Origin of the sequence: Amycolatopsis sp. NPDC049691 (assembly GCF_040675005.1) — a bacterium.
Taxonomy (GTDB): Bacteria; Actinomycetota; Actinomycetes; order Mycobacteriales; family Pseudonocardiaceae; genus Amycolatopsis.
Genome location: NZ_JBFANX010000001.1, coordinates 259,128 through 277,363 on the forward strand (window position 1 = coordinate 259,128; position 18,236 = coordinate 277,363).

Annotated in this window: 18 protein-coding genes; 12 read left to right on the forward strand and 6 right to left on the reverse strand. The window is 72.1% G+C overall.

The annotated features are described in order from the left end of the window. Positions 1-20: 20 nt before the first annotated feature. Entirely contained in the window at positions 21-362 is a 342-nt protein-coding gene (locus AB0J40_RS01290) for a helix-turn-helix domain-containing protein (RefSeq protein ID WP_364445898.1), read from the forward strand. A gap of 12 nt (positions 363-374) precedes the next feature. Here the strand turns inward: AB0J40_RS01290 and AB0J40_RS01295 are convergent, their stop codons facing one another. Further along, complete coding sequence (locus tag AB0J40_RS01295; protein WP_364445900.1) at positions 375-683, reverse strand: metalloregulator ArsR/SmtB family transcription factor; 309 nt, start codon at positions 681-683, stop codon at positions 375-377. Between the two features lie 160 nt (positions 684-843). Between AB0J40_RS01295 and AB0J40_RS01300 the strand changes: the two genes are divergently transcribed. From AB0J40_RS01300 to AB0J40_RS01335, 8 genes are all read left to right on the forward strand, one after another. Continuing rightward, the gene (locus AB0J40_RS01300; protein ID WP_364445901.1) at positions 844-2,058 is read left to right on the forward strand and encodes a glycoside hydrolase family 18 protein; all 1,215 of its coding nucleotides are present in this window, start codon (positions 844-846) and stop codon (positions 2,056-2,058) included. A gap of 61 nt (positions 2,059-2,119) precedes the next feature. Beyond that, positions 2,120-2,785, forward strand: a complete 666-nt coding sequence (locus tag AB0J40_RS01305) for a DUF2461 domain-containing protein (RefSeq protein ID WP_364445903.1) — start codon at positions 2,120-2,122, stop codon at positions 2,783-2,785. 380 nt (positions 2,786-3,165) lie between these two features. Further along, complete coding sequence (pyk, locus tag AB0J40_RS01310; protein WP_364445905.1) at positions 3,166-4,590, forward strand: pyruvate kinase; 1,425 nt, start codon at positions 3,166-3,168, stop codon at positions 4,588-4,590. 36 nt (positions 4,591-4,626) lie between these two features. Next, the gene (locus AB0J40_RS01315) at positions 4,627-5,523 is read left to right on the forward strand and encodes an acyl-CoA thioesterase II (RefSeq protein WP_364445907.1); all 897 of its coding nucleotides are present in this window, start codon (positions 4,627-4,629) and stop codon (positions 5,521-5,523) included. A gap of 380 nt (positions 5,524-5,903) precedes the next feature. Next, on the forward strand, positions 5,904-6,806 hold the full coding sequence (locus AB0J40_RS01320; RefSeq protein WP_086678774.1) for a helix-turn-helix transcriptional regulator: 903 nt from the start codon (positions 5,904-5,906) through the stop codon (positions 6,804-6,806). A gap of 12 nt (positions 6,807-6,818) precedes the next feature. Further along, positions 6,819-7,022 carry a DUF397 domain-containing protein gene (locus AB0J40_RS01325; protein ID WP_364445909.1) on the forward strand — a complete coding sequence of 68 codons (204 nt, stop codon included), beginning with the start codon at positions 6,819-6,821 and terminating at the stop codon, positions 7,020-7,022. A gap of 174 nt (positions 7,023-7,196) precedes the next feature. Further along, positions 7,197-7,403 (forward strand): hypothetical protein, encoded by a 207-nt coding sequence (locus tag AB0J40_RS01330; RefSeq protein ID WP_364445911.1) that lies wholly within the window; start codon positions 7,197-7,199, stop codon positions 7,401-7,403. Positions 7,404-7,464: 61 nt separating this feature from the next. Beyond that, positions 7,465-10,488: an AAA family ATPase gene (locus tag AB0J40_RS01335; RefSeq protein WP_364445913.1), complete on the forward strand. Its 3,024-nt coding sequence runs from the start codon at positions 7,465-7,467 to the stop codon at positions 10,486-10,488. 1 nt (position 10,489) lies between these two features. On the opposite strand, the gene AB0J40_RS01340 is transcribed toward AB0J40_RS01335, so the two are convergent. From AB0J40_RS01340 to AB0J40_RS01350, 3 genes are all read right to left on the reverse strand, one after another. Further along, complete coding sequence (locus tag AB0J40_RS01340; protein ID WP_364445915.1) at positions 10,490-12,100, reverse strand: succinic semialdehyde dehydrogenase; 1,611 nt, start codon at positions 12,098-12,100, stop codon at positions 10,490-10,492. Positions 12,101-12,212: 112 nt separating this feature from the next. Beyond that, positions 12,213-13,199: a hypothetical protein gene (locus AB0J40_RS01345; RefSeq protein ID WP_364445916.1), complete on the reverse strand. Its 987-nt coding sequence runs from the start codon at positions 13,197-13,199 to the stop codon at positions 12,213-12,215. A gap of 84 nt (positions 13,200-13,283) precedes the next feature. Beyond that, positions 13,284-13,901: a TetR/AcrR family transcriptional regulator gene (locus AB0J40_RS01350; protein ID WP_364445918.1), complete on the reverse strand. Its 618-nt coding sequence runs from the start codon at positions 13,899-13,901 to the stop codon at positions 13,284-13,286. Between the two features lie 94 nt (positions 13,902-13,995). Here AB0J40_RS01350 and AB0J40_RS01355 point away from each other — a divergent pair, with 94 nt between their 5' ends. Continuing rightward, positions 13,996-15,147 (forward strand): acyl-CoA dehydrogenase family protein, encoded by a 1,152-nt coding sequence (locus AB0J40_RS01355; RefSeq protein ID WP_364445920.1) that lies wholly within the window; start codon positions 13,996-13,998, stop codon positions 15,145-15,147. 13 nt (positions 15,148-15,160) lie between these two features. Beyond that, positions 15,161-16,297 (forward strand): CaiB/BaiF CoA-transferase family protein, encoded by a 1,137-nt coding sequence (locus AB0J40_RS01360; protein ID WP_364445921.1) that lies wholly within the window; start codon positions 15,161-15,163, stop codon positions 16,295-16,297. On the opposite strand, the gene AB0J40_RS01365 is transcribed toward AB0J40_RS01360, so the two are convergent. Together AB0J40_RS01365 and AB0J40_RS01370 are read right to left on the reverse strand one after the other, a co-directional pair. Beyond that, a complete protein-coding gene (locus tag AB0J40_RS01365) occupies positions 16,294-16,824 on the reverse strand; it encodes a GNAT family protein (protein WP_364445923.1) in 531 nt (176 codons plus the stop codon). The two genes, AB0J40_RS01360 and AB0J40_RS01365, sit on opposite strands and share 4 nt — an antisense overlap. A gap of 139 nt (positions 16,825-16,963) precedes the next feature. After that, positions 16,964-17,737, reverse strand: a complete 774-nt coding sequence (locus AB0J40_RS01370) for a crotonase/enoyl-CoA hydratase family protein (RefSeq protein ID WP_364445925.1) — start codon at positions 17,735-17,737, stop codon at positions 16,964-16,966. 116 nt (positions 17,738-17,853) lie between these two features. Between AB0J40_RS01370 and AB0J40_RS01375 the strand changes: the two genes are divergently transcribed. Continuing rightward, positions 17,854-18,009 (forward strand): hypothetical protein, encoded by a 156-nt coding sequence (locus tag AB0J40_RS01375; protein ID WP_364447317.1) that lies wholly within the window; start codon positions 17,854-17,856, stop codon positions 18,007-18,009. The last annotated feature ends 227 nt before the right edge of the window (positions 18,010-18,236 follow it).

An 18,236-nucleotide genomic window follows, 5' to 3' on the forward strand; every position in this document is an offset into this window, starting at 1 on the left:
TTCCGGTGCGTAGGAGCGAGATGAAGCGGTACCACTGCGCGACGGAGCTGGCGGTCGACCTGATCGGCGGCAAGTGGAAGCCGGTGATCCTGGCGCACCTCAAGGAGGGCGCCCACCGCTACGGCCAACTGCGGCGGCGCATGCCGGGGGTGAGCGAGAAGATGCTGACCCAGCAGCTGCGCGAGCTGGCGGCGGACGGCATCGTGCGCCGCGTGGAGTTCGACGGCCGGGTGCCGCACGTCGAGTACCACCTGACGGAGGTGGGGGAGGAGCTGCGCCCGGCACTGCAGGCGCTGTACGAGTGGGGCGAGCGCCGGGCCGCGGACCGCGGGATCGTCTTCGACCCACCCGCGGAGGCCTGACATCCGTTGCGGTCAGCGGGGGTCGGTCTCCTCCAGCCGGCGTTCCAGCGCGTCGAGCCGGTCCGACCAGAAGGCGCGGTACGGCGCCAGCCACGCGTCGACCTCCGCCAGCGGCTCCGGCCGTAGCGCGTAGCACCTTCGCTGGGCCGCCACCCGCACCGTCACGAGCCCGGCCTCGCGCAGTACCCGCAGGTGCTTGGACACCGCGGGCTGGCTGAGGGACAGCTCGTCGACCAGCTCGCCGACCGACCGCTCGCCGTCGCGCAGCAGGTCCAGGATCGTGCGGCGGCGGGGCTCGGCCAGCACCTCGAACGTCTGCATCACCCCCGAAATGTGCTCCGCCGGGCATATTCCTGTCAAGGAATGCACGACGCGCCGACTTGGTCTGAACCATTGACCTAGTGGTCTAGTCCACTTACGGTGGTGTGGTCCTCACCACTCCGGCACCGTCGCCGTGAGTAATTCTCCGAAGGGAGAACACATGTCCCGTTTCCGCAGGAAGAGCTTCTCGGCGCTGCTGACCGCGGCGGCCGCCGCGGGCCTCGTCGCGGGAGCCGCGGCCGCTCCGGTGGCCACCGCCGCCACCGAGGCGTCCGTCGGCAAAGTGGTCGGCTACTTCACCGAGTGGGGTGTCTACGACCGCAACTACCACGTCAAGAACATCGAAACCTCCGGTTCGGCGAGCAAGCTGACCCACATCAACTACGCCTTCGGCAACGTCACGAACGGCGGCTGCGCGATCGGCGACGCCTACGCCGACTACCAGAAGACCTACGACGCCGCGGGCAGCGTCGACGGCGTCGCCGACACCTGGGACCAGCCCCTCGCCGGCAGCTTCAACCAGCTCAAGAAGCTGAAGGCGAAGCACCCCGGGCTCAAGGTGATCTGGTCGTTCGGCGGCTGGACCTGGTCCGGCGGCTTCGGCCAGGCCGCGCAGAACCCCGCCGCGTTCGCGGACTCCTGCTACAACCTCGTCAACGACCCGCGCTGGGCCGGCGTCTTCGACGGCATCGACATCGACTGGGAGTACCCCAACGCCTGCGGCCTGTCCTGTGACACCAGCGGCGCCGCGGCCTACAAGAACCTGATGGCCGCCCTGCGCGCCAAGTTCGGTTCGCAGCTGGTCACGTCGGCGATCACCGCCGACGGCACCGACGGCGGCAAGATCGACGCGGCCGACTACGCCGGGGCCGCGCAGTACGTCGACTGGTACAACGTGATGGCCTACGACTACTTCGGCGCGTGGGCCGCGCAGGGCCCGACGGCTCCGCACTCGCCGCTGACGTCGTACTCCGGCATCCCCACGGCCGGGTTCTACTCCGACGCGGCGATCCAGAAGCTGAAGGGCAAGGGCGTCCCGGCGGGCAAGCTGTTGCTGGGCATCGGTTTCTACGGCCGCGGCTGGACCGGCGTCACGCAGGACGCGCCGGGCGGCACCGCGACCGGCCCGGCGCCGGGCAAGTACGAGCAGGGCATCGAGGACTACAAGGTGCTCAAGTCCTCGTGCCCGTCGACCGGCACGGTCGCCGGCACCGCGTACGCCAGGTGTGGCGGCAACTGGTGGAGCTACGACACCCCGTCGACCATCGCGGGCAAGGTCTCCTACGCCCGGCAGCGGGGCCTCGGCGGCGCGATGTTCTGGGAACTGTCCGGCGACACCACCGACGGCGAGCTGATCACGGCCGTCGCGAAGTAGTGCAGTAGTGCGACGGGGGCACCGGCGAAACTTGTCGGTGCCCCCGTTTATCGTCCACCGCGTGAAGTTCAGCGGATTCGGCGAGTACGCCGTCGACTTCTACGACGGCCTCGTCGAGGACAACTCGAAGCCCTACTGGGACGACCACGTCGAGACCTACAAGTCCGACGTCCGCGCGCCGATGGAGGCGCTGCTCGCGGAGCTGGCGCCGGAGTTCTCCGACGGCTTCGGCGAGCCCAAGGTGTTCCGCCCCTACCGCGACGTCCGGTTCGCCAAGGACAAGACGCCGTACAAGACCCACTGCGGCGCGGTGATCGAGCAGGGCCGCGGCGGCGGCGCCTACTACGTCGAGGTCGGTCCGGAGGGCCTGCGCGTCGGCGGTGGCTGCTTCCACCTGGCGGCCGACCAGATCGCGCGGTTCCGGAAGGCCGTCGACACCGAGCTGCACGGCGAGGCGCTGGAGAAGATCCTGGCCAAGCTCCGCCGGGCGGGCTGGGAGATCCGCGGCGACCGGCTGAAGTCGAAGCCCCGCGGGTTCGACGCCGACCACCCCCGCCTCGACCTGCTGCGCTACCGCTCGGTGTACGCGGTCCGCGTCTGGGAGCCGGACGACGTCCTGCACGAGCGGGGCGCCCTCGAGCGGGTGCGGAAGGCTTGGCGGCAGGTGCGCGAGTTCAACGAGTGGGCCCGGGACCGGGTCGGGCCCAGTGAGCAGCCTCGCCGTTAGGTGAGTCGCACCCGGCCGCGCCGCGCCGGGTTGCCCATCGCCGCCCGGCCGCGCCGGATGCCTGCCCCGCCGGCTGGGCGCCTGGGCTTGCCTAGCTGCGCCGGCCCGGCCTGCGCGCCGCGCCGGGGTGCCCATCGCCGCCCGGCCGCGCCGGACGCCGGGCCTGCCTAGTGGTGCCGGCTGGCCTGCCTGCTGCGCCGGGTGCCCCCGACAACACCCAGCCCGGCCGCGCGGACGCCCCCCAACCGCCGCGTCGCCGCCGACCCCAGTGGTGCAACCCAGGGGACGGCCCCTGGACGAGGCCGGTTTCTGAACAGTTTTTCTGAACTTTTCGGGATCGGTACAGACGAACGCGCGAGAAGGGACTACGCTGTGCGAACGTGAGCCGACGCGCGAAGATCGTTTGTACCCTGGGCCCCGCCACCGCCACGCCGGAGAAGATGCGGGCCCTCGTCGACGCTGGCATGGACGTGGCCAGGATGAACTTCAGCCACGGCAGCCACAGCGACCACAAGGAGGTCTACGACCTCATCCGGGCCGCGGCCGCCGAGAGCGGGCGGGCGGTCGGCGTCCTCGCCGACCTGCAGGGCCCGAAGATCCGGCTGGGCACCTTCGCCGGGGGGCCCGTCGAGTGGCACAACGGCGACGTCGTCCGGATCACCGTCGAGGACGTCGCCGGTACCCACGACCGCGTCTCGACCACCTACAAGGGCCTGGCCAAGGACGCCAAGCCCGGTGACCGGCTGCTCGTCGACGACGGCAAGGTCGGCCTGGTGGTCAAGGGCGTCGAGGGCCCGGACGTGGTCTGCGAGGTCACCGAAGGCGGCCCGGTCAGCAACAACAAGGGCGTCTCGCTGCCCGGCATGGACGTCTCCGTGCCCGCCCTCTCCGACAAGGACATCGAGGACCTCGAGTTCGCGCTCGAGCTGGGCGTCGACTTCATCGCCCTCTCCTTCGTCCGCTCGCCCGCCGACATCGACCTGGTCCACCAGGTGATGGACCGGGTCGGCAAGGGCCGCCTGCCGGTCGTCGCCAAGATCGAGAAGCCCGAGGCCGTCTACAACCTCGAGGCCATCGTGCTGGCCTTCGACGCCGTCATGGTCGCCCGTGGCGACCTCGGCGTCGAGCTGCCGCTGGAGCAGGTCCCGCTGGTGCAGAAGCGCGCCATCCAGATCTGCCGCGAGAACGCGAAGCCGGTCATCGTCGCGACGCAGATGCTCGAGTCGATGATCAACAACTCCCGGCCGACCCGCGCCGAGGCCTCCGACGTCGCCAACGCGGTCCTCGACGGCACCGACGCGGTCATGCTGTCCGGTGAGACCAGCGTCGGCCGGTACCCGATCGAGACAGTGCAGACCATGGGCCGGATCATCGAGGCCGTCGAGACCGACTCGCCGGTCGTCCCGCCGCTGACGCACGTCCCGCGCACCAAGCGCGGCGTGATCTCCTACGCCGCCCGCGACATCGGCGAGCGGCTCAACGCCAAGGCGCTGGTCGCCTTCACGCAGTCCGGCGACACCGTGCGCCGCCTGGCGCGGCTGCACACGCGGCTGCCGCTGCTGGCGTTCACGCCCGAGGAGTGCGTCCGCAGCCAGCTCGCGATGACCTGGGGCACCAACACCCACATCGTGCCGCGCGTCGAGTCCACCGACCAGATGATCCAGCAGGTCGACCACGCCATGCTCGACATGGGCAAGTACCAGAAGGGCGACCTGGTCGTCATCGTGGCCGGCTCCCCGCCGGGCACCGTGGGCTCGACCAACCTGATCCACGTGCACCGCCTCGGTGAAGACGACCACGCATAAGGGACGTCCCGCCCCCGCAGCACATAGGGTCTGGCCATGACTGAAATGGCCAGGACGGCCGCCACCGAGCCGGAGCTCCCGGGTGGCGGCCAGCCGGTGCTTGACCGCCTGATCGCGCTGCTCGACCTGGAAAAGATCGAGGAGAACATCTTCCGCGGCGTCTCGCCCGCGCACTCGCCGGTGCGGGTGTTCGGCGGGCAGGTCGCCGGCCAGGCGCTCGTCGCGGCCGGGCGGACGGTCCCCGAGGAACGCCGGGTCCACTCGCTGCACGCGTACTTCATCCGCGGCGGCGACCCCAGCGTGCCGATCATCTACGAGGTCGACCGCATCCGGGACGGCCGGTCGTTCACCACCCGCCGGGTCGTCGCGATCCAGCACGGCAAGGCGATCTTCTCGCTGTCGGCGTCGTTCCAGAAGGACGAGCCGGGCATCGAGCACGCCGAGGCGATGCCGGAAGGCGTGCCGGCGCCGGAGACGCTGCCGACGCTGATGGAACGCGCCGAAGGCTACGCGATCGGCGCGCACAGCCGGCCGCGGCCGATCGACCTGCGCTACGTCAACGAGCCGCCGTGGGTCACCCGCGAGACGGGGGAGCTGCCCGCGCGCAACCAGGTGTGGATGCGCGCCGACGGGAAGCTGCCCGACCAGCAGCTGCTGCACGTCTGCGTGCTGACCTACGCCTCGGACATGACGCTGCTGGACTCGGTGCTCGCGCGCCACGGCGTCTACTGGGACACCGACAAGGTGCTCGGCGCGAGCCTCGACCACGCGCTCTGGTTCCACCGGCCCTTCCGCGCCGACGAGTGGTTCCTCTACGACAGCGTCTCGCCGACGGCGTCGGGCGCGCGGGGGCTGGCCACGGGCCGGTTCTTCGCCGAGGACGGCACGCTCATCGCGACGGTCGTCCAAGAAGGACTCCTGCGCGTCCTCTGACGCCGGTCGGGAAATCACCCTTACGGGCGACAAATGGGCGGAATAATCATTCTGCCAATAGGGCACCAAGGCCGGGGAAGAGGTCCGGGACCGATCGGGGGACGGCCCCGGGCCTCTTTCGCCGACGACCGCGCGGCATCCCGCCCGGTCATCGTCTACGCTGATCACAGGCTCGGCGCGGGGCTGGGGGAGAGGCCCGCCGTGCCCTGGCCGCGTCCTGTCGTCGCGCAGGGTGCGAGCATACAGAAGCATTTTGCAAATTGCAGAAGCGGCGCGGGACCGGGTCGGGTAATCGGTGCCGTGCGATTACTCGACCGTTCATGTTGGATACTGGCAGCGAGCGAGCGGCTACGACGCCGCCGACATCCCGGAGGTGCGCCATGGCAAGGGGACAGAGCCCCACGGTTCGCCGCCGGAGGCTCGCGGGCGAGCTGCGCAGGCTGCGCGAAGCCGCCGACCTGACGATCGACGAAGTCGGCGAAAAGCTCGAGTGCTCGGCGTCGAAGATCAGCCGCATCGAGACCGGGCACGTCGGGGTCACCCCGCGCGACGCCCGCGACATGCTGGCCCTCTACGGCATCACCGGCGACGAGCAGGAGGCGCTCGTCCAGCTGGCCAGGGAGGCCCGCAAGCGCGGCTGGTGGCACGCCTACAACGAGGTCTTCACCGGCACGTTCGTCGGGCTCGAGGCCGACGCCAGCTCGCTGCGCGCGTTCCAGGCGCTGCTGGTGCCGGGGCTGCTGCAGACCGAGCGCTACGCCCGCGCGGTGATCCGCGCGCTGCGGCCGGACGCCGAGGACGCCGAGATCCGCCGCCGCGTCGCCGCCCGGATGGCCCGCCAGGAGCTGCTCTCCGACACCCCGCCGCCGGAGTACTGGGCGGTGATGGACGAAGCCGTGCTGCGCCGGGTCGTCGACGGTCCCGAGGTGATGGCCGAGCAGCTCTACCGCATGGTCGCGGTCGCCGAGAAGCCGAACGTGACCATCCAGGTCGTGCCGTTCGGCGCCGGCGCGCACCCGGGCATGGAAGGCCCCTTCCTGATCATGGGGTTCCCCGAGCAGGCCGACCCGGACGTCGTCTACGTCGACGACAGCACGTCCAGCGGCCTCTACCTGGAGGAACCCACAGACGTCCGGCGCTACGGGCTGATGTTCGACCATCTGCGCGCGGCCGCACTGAAGCCGGACGACTCGGTGGACCTGATCGCCGAGGCGGCCGGACGGTTCGCCGAACAGGCGGCCGTACCGGCTCCGGTGCACCAACTGGAACCGAGGACACAGTAAGGAGTGGGGACGATGGAAGACGAATTCTCCGGGGCGCGGTGGCGCAAGAGCAGCCACAGCGGCGGCGGGAACGACTGCGTCGAGGTCGCGTTCGTCGACGGTGGTGCCGCGCTGCGCGACTCGAAGGACCCCGAAGGTGGTGCGTTCCGCCTGCCCGCGTCGGGCTGGCGGGGGCTGCTGGCCGCGGTGCGGACCGGCGGCCCGGCGCGCGACTGAGTCACTCGGGAACAAGGCGCTTGCGAAGACCCCTTACCCCCGCCGAGCTGGGCTCGGCCGGGAGTAAGGGGTCTTTTCGCGAGCAGGGCTGCGTGATCACCCGATGCCCGGGGTGCCCCCTCAGGACGAACCTGAGTGTCACCGGAAAAGGGAACTCGGGAACAGGGGAACACGATGCACAGCGATCTGATGCTCGACGCGGTCCGGGCCGAAGCGGCCTACCGGGCCGAGGAACTGCGGAAGGCCGGGCGCAGCGCCTGGGCCGGCCGCGCGCGCCGCGCCGTCCGCCACCTGCGGGCCGCGCGCACCGACGTCACCGTCCCGGCGCAGGAGCGCCGCGAGGTCTCGCGGGAGACCGCGGGCGTCGAAACCGCCCGATGAGGGCCGGGTAATGGTGTCAAAGGCGATAAGCGGTCGGAAACTGTCGGTGGGGTAGGCAACAATGCTCCTCGTGCCCCGACTCGGCTCCGGAATCCCGCTCGTCGCCCGTACCCACGAGATGCGGCGGCTCCGCGCCGCCTTCGCCCGTGCTGAACGCGGCGAGGCCGGCGCGGTGCTGCTCTCGGGGGACGCCGGGGTCGGCAAGACCCGGCTGCTGACCGCGCTCGCCGAGCACGTCGAAGCGTGCGGTGGGCTGGTGCTCACCGGCCGCTGCATCGACGTCCGCGAGGGTGGTCTCCCTTATCTTCCGTTCGCCGAAGCGCTCGCCCCGCTGGGCAGCGCGGCGGACCCGGCGGTGGCCGCCGCGGTGCGGCTCCGGCCCGCGCTCGGGCGGCTCCTGCCGCAGGGCCATGGCGTGGAAGAACCGCGCCCGGCCGAACACCCGCCGATGACCTCGAACGACCGGGAGACGATGGTGCGTCCCCGGCCCGAGCAGGATCTCGGTCAGCTGCAGTTGTTCGACGCGGTACTGGGGGTGCTGACCGAGATCGCGGAGTCGCGCCCGGTGGTGATCCTGCTCGAGGATCTCCACTGGGCCGACGCCTCGACCCGCAACCTGCTGTCCTTCCTGCTCAGCAGGCTGCGGGCACAGCGGCTGCTGATCGTGGGCAGCTACCGCGAGGAGGACGTGCACCGGCGCCACCCGCTGCGCGGCCTGCTGTCCGAGCTGTTCCGGCTCGCCACCGTCGAACGCGTCGACCTGCACCCGTTCGGTGCGGCCGACGCCCGCAAGTTCGTCGAGGCGCTGGCCGACGAGCCGCTGTCCGCCGACATCGTGGCCGATATCGTCAGCCGCTCCGAAGGCAACCCGTTCTTCGCCGAGGAGCTGCTCGCCACGAAGACCGAGTGCAACGACCTGCCCGCCGGGCTCGCCGAAGTGCTCCTGTCCCGGCTCGAGCGGCTCTCGCCGGACACGCGGCGGGTCGCCCGGGTGATCTCGGTGGCCAACGAGCCGGTGATGCACGCGGCGCTCGCCGAGGTCTCCGCGCTGGGGGACCTGGAGCTCGACGAGGCGCTGCGCGAAGCCGTCCAGCACCACGTCCTGGTGGTGCTTTCCGACGGTTCCTACACGTTCCGGCACGCGTTGCTCCAGGAAGCGGTGTACGGCGATCTGCTGCCGGGGGAGCGGTCGCGCACGCACGCCGCGTACGCCGCCCGGATCAAGGCGCGGCCGCAGGGCCGCGGGCACGACGCGAAGCTGGCCTACCACTCGATGCAGAGCAGCGACCTGGTCACCGCGCTGCCGGCGCTGCTGCGCGCGATGGACGAGGCGGAGAAGCTCGGCGCGCCCGGGTCGGCGCTGCAGCACGTCGAGCAGGCACTGTCCATCTGGGACGCCGTGCCGGCCGCCGACCGGCCCGAGGGCTTCGACGAGCTGCGGCTGCTGCACGAGGCGTCCTACTTCGCGGGCACGTCCGGCGAGCCCGAGCGGGCCGCCGCGTTCGCGCGCTCGGCCACCCAGGCGCTGACCCCGGACACCTCGGCCGACCGCGCGGCGAAGACGTGGCGCCGGCTGGCGGAGGCGCTGCTGGCGCTGGAAGGCACCCTGGACGAGGCGGTCGTGGCGATCGACCGGGCGTGGGACCTGGTGAAGGACACCGAGCCGAGCGGGACCCGCGCGTGGGTGCTGGCCAGCCGGGCCGGGTTCCTCCGGATCCTCGAACAGCCGGAGGCGGCGCTGGGCAGCGCGCGCGCCGCGGTCGCCGACGCGCAGGCGGTCGGGGCGGCGGGCGCGGAGGCGTCGGCGCTGATCACGCTGGGCACGCTGGCCGACTCACGCGGCGACGCCGCCGAGGCCCGCGAATGGCTGCGCAAGGCCGAGAAGAAGGCCCGCGACGCGGGCGCGCCGAACACGGAGATCCGCGCGATCTACTTCCTCGCGCTGAGCTACCTCGACCAGGCCGAGTTCGCCGAGGCGCTGGAACACTCCGCGCGCGGCGTCGCGCGGGCGGAAGAAGCCGGGCTGAGCTGGAGCACCTTCGGGCTCGAACTGCGGGCGGGGCAGCTGGTCCTGCGGTACGTCATGGGCGACTGGCCGGACGAGAGCGCCGGCCGGGCCGGGCGCGGGGTGTCCAGCGCGGTCGCCGCGCGGATCCAGGCCATCTGGGCGCAGTTCGTCGTCGCGCGCGGCCGGTTCGACGACGCCGCGAAGCTGATCGCCGGGCTGCGGCAACACTGGACCGCCGACATGCAGATCCCGCTGTCGGCCGGCGGCGCCGGGATCGAGCTGGCGTACTGGCGCGGGGAGTACGCCGAGGCGACGCGCCGGGCGGAAGAAGCCATCGGCTGGCTGGAGCGGATCGAACCCGGCCTGCTCGCCGGCATCCGGATGGCCGCCCTCGGCGTGTCCGCCGCGGCCGCGGAGGCCGCCGGCGCCCGGGTCCGCGGCGACCAGGCCGCGGCCGGCGCCGCGGTGGCGGCGGGCGAGCGCCTGCTGGCGCACGGCCGGATGTGCTCGGTCGTCGGGCAGCCGCGCTCGGGGACGCTCGGGCCGGAAGGCCGGGCCTGGCTGGCCCGGCTGGAGGCGGCGGCGTCCTGCCTGTCCGGCCGCGGCGACCCGGCGAAGTGGACGGCCGCGGCGGAGGCGTTCGGCTACGGCGCCGTCTACGAGCAGGCGGTCTGCCGCCGGCACGAGGCGGAAGCGCTGCTGGCGGCGGACGGCGACGCGCGTCCGGCGCTCGAAGCGGCCCACGCGGTGGCGGTCCGCCTCGGCGCGATCCCGCTGCGCGACGCGGTCCGCGACCTGGCCCACCGCGCCCGCGTCGACCTGGCCGGCGCCGAACCCGCGGCGCCGGTGCGCACGGTGGCGGATCCGCTGACCGACCGCGAGCGCGACGTCCTCGAGCGCGTGGCCCTCGGCCGCACGAACCGCCAGGTCGGCGAGGAGCTGTACATCAGCGAGAAGACGGTCAGCGTGCACCTGTCCCGCGTGATGGCGAAACTCGGCGCGAGCCGCCGTGCGGAGGCAGTGGCGATCGCGTACGACCGCGGGCTCCTCACGGCGCCCACGGCCGAACACGCGTGAGTCAGCGGGGGAGGCGGCGCAGGGCCTTGAGGCCGAACGTCATACCGCGCGACCACAGCGAACCCGGGACCCCCTTCGGCGGCCGCAGCGCCAGGCCGCGCTGCAGCGCGATCGACTGGGACTCGGTGTACTTCAGCAGGCCTTCGGTACCGTTGCGGCGGCCGACACCCGAGTCCTTCATACCGCCCATCGGCACGCCCACGCTGCCGAACGTCGCCGCGTAGCCCTCGTTGACGTTGACCGTCCCGGCCTTCAGGCGCGCCGCCACCTCCCAGCCCGCGCGGCCGTTGCGCGACCAGACGCTGGCGTTGAGCCCGAACGGCGTGTCGTTGGCGCGGTCGATGGCGTCGGTGACATCGGTGTAGCCGTAGATCGAGACGACCGGCCCGAACGTCTCCTCCGCGAACGGCGCCATGTCCGGTGTGACGCCGGAAAGCACCGTCGGCTCGTAGAACAGCGGGCCGAGGTCCGGCCGGGCGCGGCCGCCGGTGAGGACCGACGCGCCCTTCGCGCGGGCGTCCTCGACGTGCGCCGACACGGCCGCGAGCTGCTCCTCCGACGTCAGCGACCCCATCTGGGCGTGGTAGTCCAGCGCGCCGCCGAGCTTCAGCGCCGCGGTCCGCGCGACGAACGCGCGGGTGAACTCGTCGCGGATGTCCTCGTGGACGTAGATCCGTTCGACCGACACGCACAGCTGGCCCGCCGAGGAGAAGCACGCGGTCACCGCGCCCGTCGCGGCCTTCGCGACGTCGGCGTCGGGCAGCACGATCATCGGGTTCTTGCCGCCGAGCTCCAGCGAGTACGACGTCAGCCGCTTCGCCACCTGCCCGGCCAGCTCCTTGCCGGTCGGCGTCGAACCGGTGAAGCACAAGTAGTCCGACTCCTCGACCAGCGCCGTGCCGATCTTCGAGCCGCGGCCGAGCACGATCTGCCACGTCCCGGCCGGCAGCCCGGCCTCCTCGGCCAGCTCGTGCAGCCACAACGCCGAGAGCGCGGTCTGGTTGTCCGGCTTCTGCACCACGGCGTTGCCCGCGGCCAGCGCCGGCAGGACGTCCATCGCGGTGAGCGCGAGGGGGTAGTTCCACGGCGAGATGACGCCGACGACGCCCTTGGGGTGGCGGATCTCGCCGGCGCGGGTCAGGCCCGGGATGACGCCGGCGACCCGGCGCGGGGCGAGGATCTTCGCCGCGTGCTTGCCGTAGTAGGCCGCGACCAGCGCCGTCGCGCTGACCTCGTCGAACGCGTCGAGCCGGGCCTTGCCCGCCTCGACCTGGACCAGGTCGAGGACCTCGTCCTGCCGGGCGAGCACGAGGTCGTGCAGCCGGGTGAGGACGCGGGCGCGCTCGGCGGGGGAGCGGTCCGCCCAGGCTTGCTGGGCCGTGCGGGCGTGGGCGAACACCGCGCGGACGTCGGCGTCGGTGGCCTGGGGCAGCGTCGCGATCGGCTGCCCGGTGAAGGGCGCGCGCATGCGGATCGGCGCCGAGTCGGCGCCCCCGGCCACGCGGGCGACGAGCTGGGCCGCCCGCGCCGAACCGGGCGCCCCGGCGACGCCGCCGACGGTCGGCGGCATGGGGGTGTCTTCGAGCGCGTTCGCGGGGGTCGTGCTGGTCATGACGTCTCCGTTCCGCGGCGTCCGGAGGTCCGGGCGCGACGCCGCGCAGGGGTTACCGACGAGTACACCATACCGTCGGTACGTCAGATGTCCAGTCTGATATGAATATCTTTCACGTATTGGGCGGGTTGAGCGGCGGGAGCTGGTAGTTCGGCTCGGTCGGCTCCTGCTTGGGCGGCGGGTGGGCCTGCGTCGCCCCGCCATAGGGGTCTTCGAGCCGCGCCGACAGGCCGCCGGGCTGCTCGGGTTCCCCCGATGGCGCCGGCGCGAGCTGCGGCGGCGGGCCGCTCTGGGCGGGGAAGGGCTGCGAGGGCGGGCTCTGCGCCGGGAACGGCTGGGACGGCGGCGTGCGGGGGTAGGGCTGCTGCGGCCCGCCCGGGTACGGGGCCTGCGCGCCCGGATAAGGCTGCGCGAACTGCTGCGGCGGCACCGGGTACGGCCGCGACTGCTGCTGGTAGGGGCCGCCGTACGGCCCTGGCGGCGGCCCGGCCGGTGCGGTGGCGGACGCCTGCCGTCCCGCCAGCGCCGCGAGGACCAGCGTCACCGCGGCCAGCGCGCCGCCGCCGAGCAGGATCCAGAACCCGAGGCCGGTCGAGTAGAGCGATCTGACCGACTCGTCGTCGGACTCGTAGCTCAACGTCGCCGAGACGTCCATGCCGAGCATCCACACCGCCGCGGCCACGCCCGCGCCGCCCGCCACCAGCGCCGTCCGGGCGCTCGAACGCACCCCGTTGCCCGCGGAACGCCGCGCGCCCGCGAACGCCAGGCCTGCCCCGGCCAGCAGCACCAGCGCGCCCGCCGAGAGCGGGATCCCGTAGCGCGCGACGTGGGTGTTCTCGTAGAACTTCTTGGCTTCGTCGCCGGGTTCGACGGCGAACGAGCGCGTCCAGGCGCTGATCGTCTGGCTGCTCTCGGTCTTGCCGCTCACGACCTGCTCGAACTTGGTCTGCGGCAGGAACGACCCGGCCAGCACGACCACCGCGGCGATCGCGCCGACGATCGCGGCGACGAGCCGCAGGCGGGCGCCGGGGTCGGCGGGCGGCCGTGGCGGCTGCCCGTGGGGAGGACCGTAGGGGTTCTGGTACGGCGTGGCGGTCATGGAAGCTCCCCTCTATCGGGGGGATTGGACCACGAATCCGCCGGGCGGATAAGGGGCATTCCAGCCCTTGCGGTGCCCGGTTGGTCAGCTTGGCGCAGTGGCTGCGTCCTGGTAGAGCAGGACCGCGATCCGCTTCCACTCTTCCAGCAGCTGGCGGCGCCGGTTCGGGTCGCCGCCGAGCTCGGCGTCCAGCGCCAGTCCGCGGGTCAGGTTCACGGTGAGCCAGAACAGCATCTCCGCGCGTTCGGGCGGCAGCTCGCCGGCGACCTGGGTGACGTGCTCGAGCGTGGCGCGGCCGAGCGCGCGGTCGACCGGGCGGATGGCCGCGCGCAGCTCGGGGTCGGTGCGGGCGGCGACCCACAGCTCGGTAACGGCGGTCGAGAGCGTGCCCGAGTAGCCGGTCCAGAGCAGGTCGATCGCGGCGGTCACGCCGGTGCCGCCGCCGGGCAGCTCGTCCAAAGAGGTCGCGAGCTGGCGCCGCAGCTTCGTCGTCAGGTGCTCGACGGCGGCCGCCATCAGCTCGGCCTTCGCGGTGAAGTGGTGCTGCACCGCGCCCTTCGACACGCCTGCCCTCGCGCAGATCTCCTGCACCGACGTGCGCGCGTAGCCGACGTCGACCAGGCAGTCGATGGTCGCGTCGAGCAGCGCCGTGCGGGTCTGTTCGCGCCGCTGCGCCTGGGTCCGGTGTGCCGTCTCGGTCACCGCGGCCTCCCTGCTTTACCTACCGGACGGAATGGATGTACATTCCGATCAGAACTTACATGCTGATCGTCATGTTTTCCAGCAGGAGGGTCCCGTGCCGCTGCAACTCCCGAAGAGCTCCTGGAGCACCACCGAGCTCGAAGACCTCCGCGAGCTGTCGCGGTCGTTCCTGCAGAAGGAGGCCGTGCCGCACCAGGAACGGTGGGCGGCCGAGAAGAAGGTCGACCGCGAGTTCTGGACCAAGGCGGGCGAGGTCGGGCTGCTCTGCCTGTCCATCCCCGAGGAGTACGGCGGGGGCGGCGGCACGTTCGCCCACGAAGCCGTGCTGTACGAGGAGCAGGCCCGCGCCGGCGACAGCGCGTGGGGCGTGACCGTCCACAATGGAATCGTCGCGCACTACCTGCTCGCCTACGCCTCGGAAGAGAAGAAGCGCGAGTGGCTGCCGAAGATGGCCACCGGCGAGATGGTCGGCGCGATCGCGATGACCGAACCCGGCACCGGTTCCGACCTGCAGGGCATCAAGACGCGCGCGGTTCGCGACGGCGACCACTACGTCATCAACGGCGCCAAGACGTTCATCACCAACGGCTTCCACGCCGACCTCGTCGTCGTCGCGGTGAAGACCGACCCGGACGCGGGCGCGCAGGGCGTCTCGCTGATCGTGGTCGAGACCGACACCCCGGGCTTCCGCCGCGGCCGCGTCCTCGACAAGGTCGGCCTCAAGGGCCAGGACACCGCCGAGCTGTTCTTCGACGACGTCCGCGTGCCCGCGGCCAACCTGCTCGGCGACGCCGAGGGCCAGGGTTTCTTCCAGCTGATGCTGCAGCTGCCGCAGGAACGGCTGATCATCGCCGTCACCGCGGTGGCCGGGCTGGAGGCGGCCGTCGACCTCACGCTCGAGTACACCAAGGAGCGCACGGCGTTCGGCCGTCCGCTCTTCTCCTTCCAGAACACCAAGTTCACCCTCGCCGAGGCGGCCACCGAGGCCGCGGTGGCGCGCGCGTTCCTCGACCAGTGCATCGAACGCCACCTGCGCGGTGAACTGGACGTCCAGGGCGCGGCGATGGCGAAGCTGTGGACGACCGAGCGCGTCAACAAGGTCATCGACGACTGCGTGCAGCTCTTCGGCGGCTACGGCTACATGACCGAGTACCCGATCGCGCGCGCGTGGGCCGACGTCCGGATCTCCCGGATCTTCGGCGGCACCAGCGAGATCATGAAGGAAATCATCTCCCGCTCGCTCTGAAAGGACCTCGGTCATGAAAGCAGGTCCGCTCAGCGGCCTGAAGGTGGTGGAGCTCGCCGGTCTCGCACCGGGGCCGTTCGCCACGATGATCCTCTCCGACCTCGGCGCCGACGTCGTCCGCGTCGACCGCGCGCAGCCGGGGGAGGACGTGCTCGGCATCCAGACCGACCCGCTCGCCCGCGGCCGCCGGTCGGTCGGCATCAACACCAAGACGCCCGAGGGCGTCGAGCTGGTGCTGAAGCTCTGCGACACCGCCGACGTCCTCATCGAGGGCTTCCGGCCGGGCGTCGCCGAACGGATCGGCCTCGGCCCGGACGTCGTGCACGCCCGCAACCCGCGGCTGGTCTACGGCCGGATGACCGGCTGGGGCCAGGACGGCCCGCTGGCGAAGGCGGCCGGGCACGACATCAACTACATCGGCATCGCCGGCGCGCTCGAGCCGATCGGGCGCGCGGGCGAGCGGCCGGTGCCGCCGCTCAACCTCGTCGGCGACTTCGGCGGCGGCGGGCTGCTGCTGGCGATGGGCATCCTGGCGGCGCTGTACGAGCGGACCACGTCCGGGCGCGGTCAGGTCGTCGACGCGTCGATGGTCGACGGTGCCGCGCTGCTCACCACGAGCCTGCACGGCATCAAGGCGGCCGGGCTCTGGTCGGACGAGCGCGGCGAGAACATGCTCGACGGCGGCGCGCCCTTCTACGACACCTACGAAACCGCGGACGGCAAGTACGTCGCCGTCGGCGCGATCGAGATGCGGTTCTGGGGCGACCTGGTCAAGGTCCTCGAGCTGGACCCCGATTCGCTGCCCCTGCACATCGACAAGTCGCAGTGGCCGCGGCTGCGCGAGATCGTGGCGGGGGCGATCGCCAAGCACACGCGCGACGACCTCGTCGCGCGCGCCGAAGGCACCGACGCGTGCCTGACGCCGGTGCTGTCGCCCGAGGAAGCGGCGTCCCACCCGCACAACGCGGCGCGCGGCACGTTCGTCGAGATCGGCGGGATGGTCCAGCCGGCCCCGGCGCCGCGGTTCGACCGCACGCCGCCGTCGACGCCGGAAGCCCCGCGGGCCAAGGCATCCGACACCGAAGCGGTGCTCGCGGAACTGGGCGTCACGGACTTCGAGGCCCTGCGGTCGGCGGGCGCGATCGCCTAGTTCTTCGCCAGGTCGGAGCGCACGACCGAGTAGATGACGTGGTCGCGCCACTCGCCGTCCCGGAAGTCGTAGCCGCGAAGGACGCCTTCGCGCGTGAAGCCGGCTTTCTCGAGCGAGCGCTGTTCGGCGCGGTTGCCGACCTCGGTCGTCGCTTCGACCCGGTTGAGCTGGGTGTGGGCGAAGAGGTATTCGACGAGCAGGCGCTGGGCCTGGGTGCCGTAGCCGTGGCCGCGGGCTTCCGGCGCCAGGACGAGGCCGGCGTTCCAGCAGTAGGACGCCGGCCCGCTCCGGCTGCGGTGCCAGGAGACGAGCCCGAGGACGCGGCCGCCGAGCGTGGGCACGAGCATCCCGGTCTCGGCGGTGAGCATGCCGGTCTCCAGCCACCGGCGGCGCAGGTAGCCGGGATCGTGCCAGCCGAACCACTGGTGCTCCCCGGCGCCGACGGGATCGTTGGTCAGACGTTCCAGGAGGTCGAGATCGCCTTCGGCCACGGGCCGGAGCACGACTCTGTCGACATCGTCGTCCATCGGGCGACCTTATCGGCCGCTTGACCGGAAACCTCGGGGGCCAGGCGCGATCCAGCCGGTCCGGTGAACGGGGGTTGCGGACGGTGGCCGGCCGAGGGCCTCGGGCACCGGGCGCGCCGAAGGGTGCCCGCGCCCTGCGTCAGCCGAAGCTGCCGTGCCGCCCTTCTCCGCCCGCGAAGCGCGCCGCGCCGTCGACCGCCTCGGCCGCCAGCACTCCCGCGCCCATCGCCGCGGCGAACTCCGCCGTCACCGCGTCCTCTTCGGACTTCCCCCACTGCTCCAGCGTCGACAGCCGGTCACCCCGCAGGCACGCCTGCGGGAACGCCGCCAACTGCCGTGCCAGCTCCTGCGCCGCCGGAACCGCCTCGCCCGCCGGCACCAGCCGGTTCGCCAAGCCGATCGCGTACGCCTCCTCCGCCTCGACCGCGCGGCCCGTCAGGATCAGGTCCATCGCCCGCGACTGGCCGATCAGCCGCGGCAGCCGGACCGTCCCGCCGTCGATCAGCGGCACGCCCCAGCGGCGGCAGAACACCCCGAACACCGCCGTCGCGTCCGCGACCCGCAGGTCGCACCACAGCGCCAGTTCCAGTCCGCCCGCCACCGCGTGCCCGTGCACCGCCGCGATCACCGGCTTGCCGAGCCGCAGCCGGGTCGGGCCCATCGGGCCGTCCCCGTCCGGGTGAGTGCGGTTCATCCGGTCGGTGCCGATCGCCTTGAGGTCCGCGCCCGCGCAGAACGCGCCACCCGATCCGGTGAGCACCGCGACCGCCGCTTCCGGGTCCGCGTCGAACTCGCGGAACGCCTCGGCCAGCTCGGCCGCGGTCGGCCCGTCGACGGCGTTGCGGGCGGCCGGGCGGTCGATGGTGACCGTCGTCACTTCGCCGTCGCGCTCGACCAGGACGTTCCGCGTCATCGCCGCTCCTCGGGGGTTGATCAGGGTGTCTTCCGGGCACGCCTTCCCTAGAGTATTGGCGTGGCCACTCCCAGGACGGGCGCGGCGAGCCGGGGAGGAAGCCCATGTCGAGCGGCATGAAGAAAGTTCTCATCGTGGGCGTCGTCGCGCTCGTGCTCTTCTTCCTGATCACCCAGCCCAACCAGTCCGCCGACTTCGTGCACCGCGTGCTCGGCTGGCTGAAGGACGGCGCCGAAGCCATCGTCACCTTCTTCCGGCAGCTCTTCTCCTGACCCGTGCGCACCGCTCACCGGCACCGCGAACCGCGGCGCCGGTCGTCACCCTGTGTGTTAGCGGACGGTAAATCACTGAGCGTCACGAATCTCGGATTTCGGACTCCACCACTCGACCATCCGGGTGGATTGCGGCCGAAAACGCGCAGGTCGGCGAATTCGTCGCTGCCGGGGTCTGGCGAAGGAGACCACCCCGGCCCTACGGTGCTCACATTGCGTGATCGAGT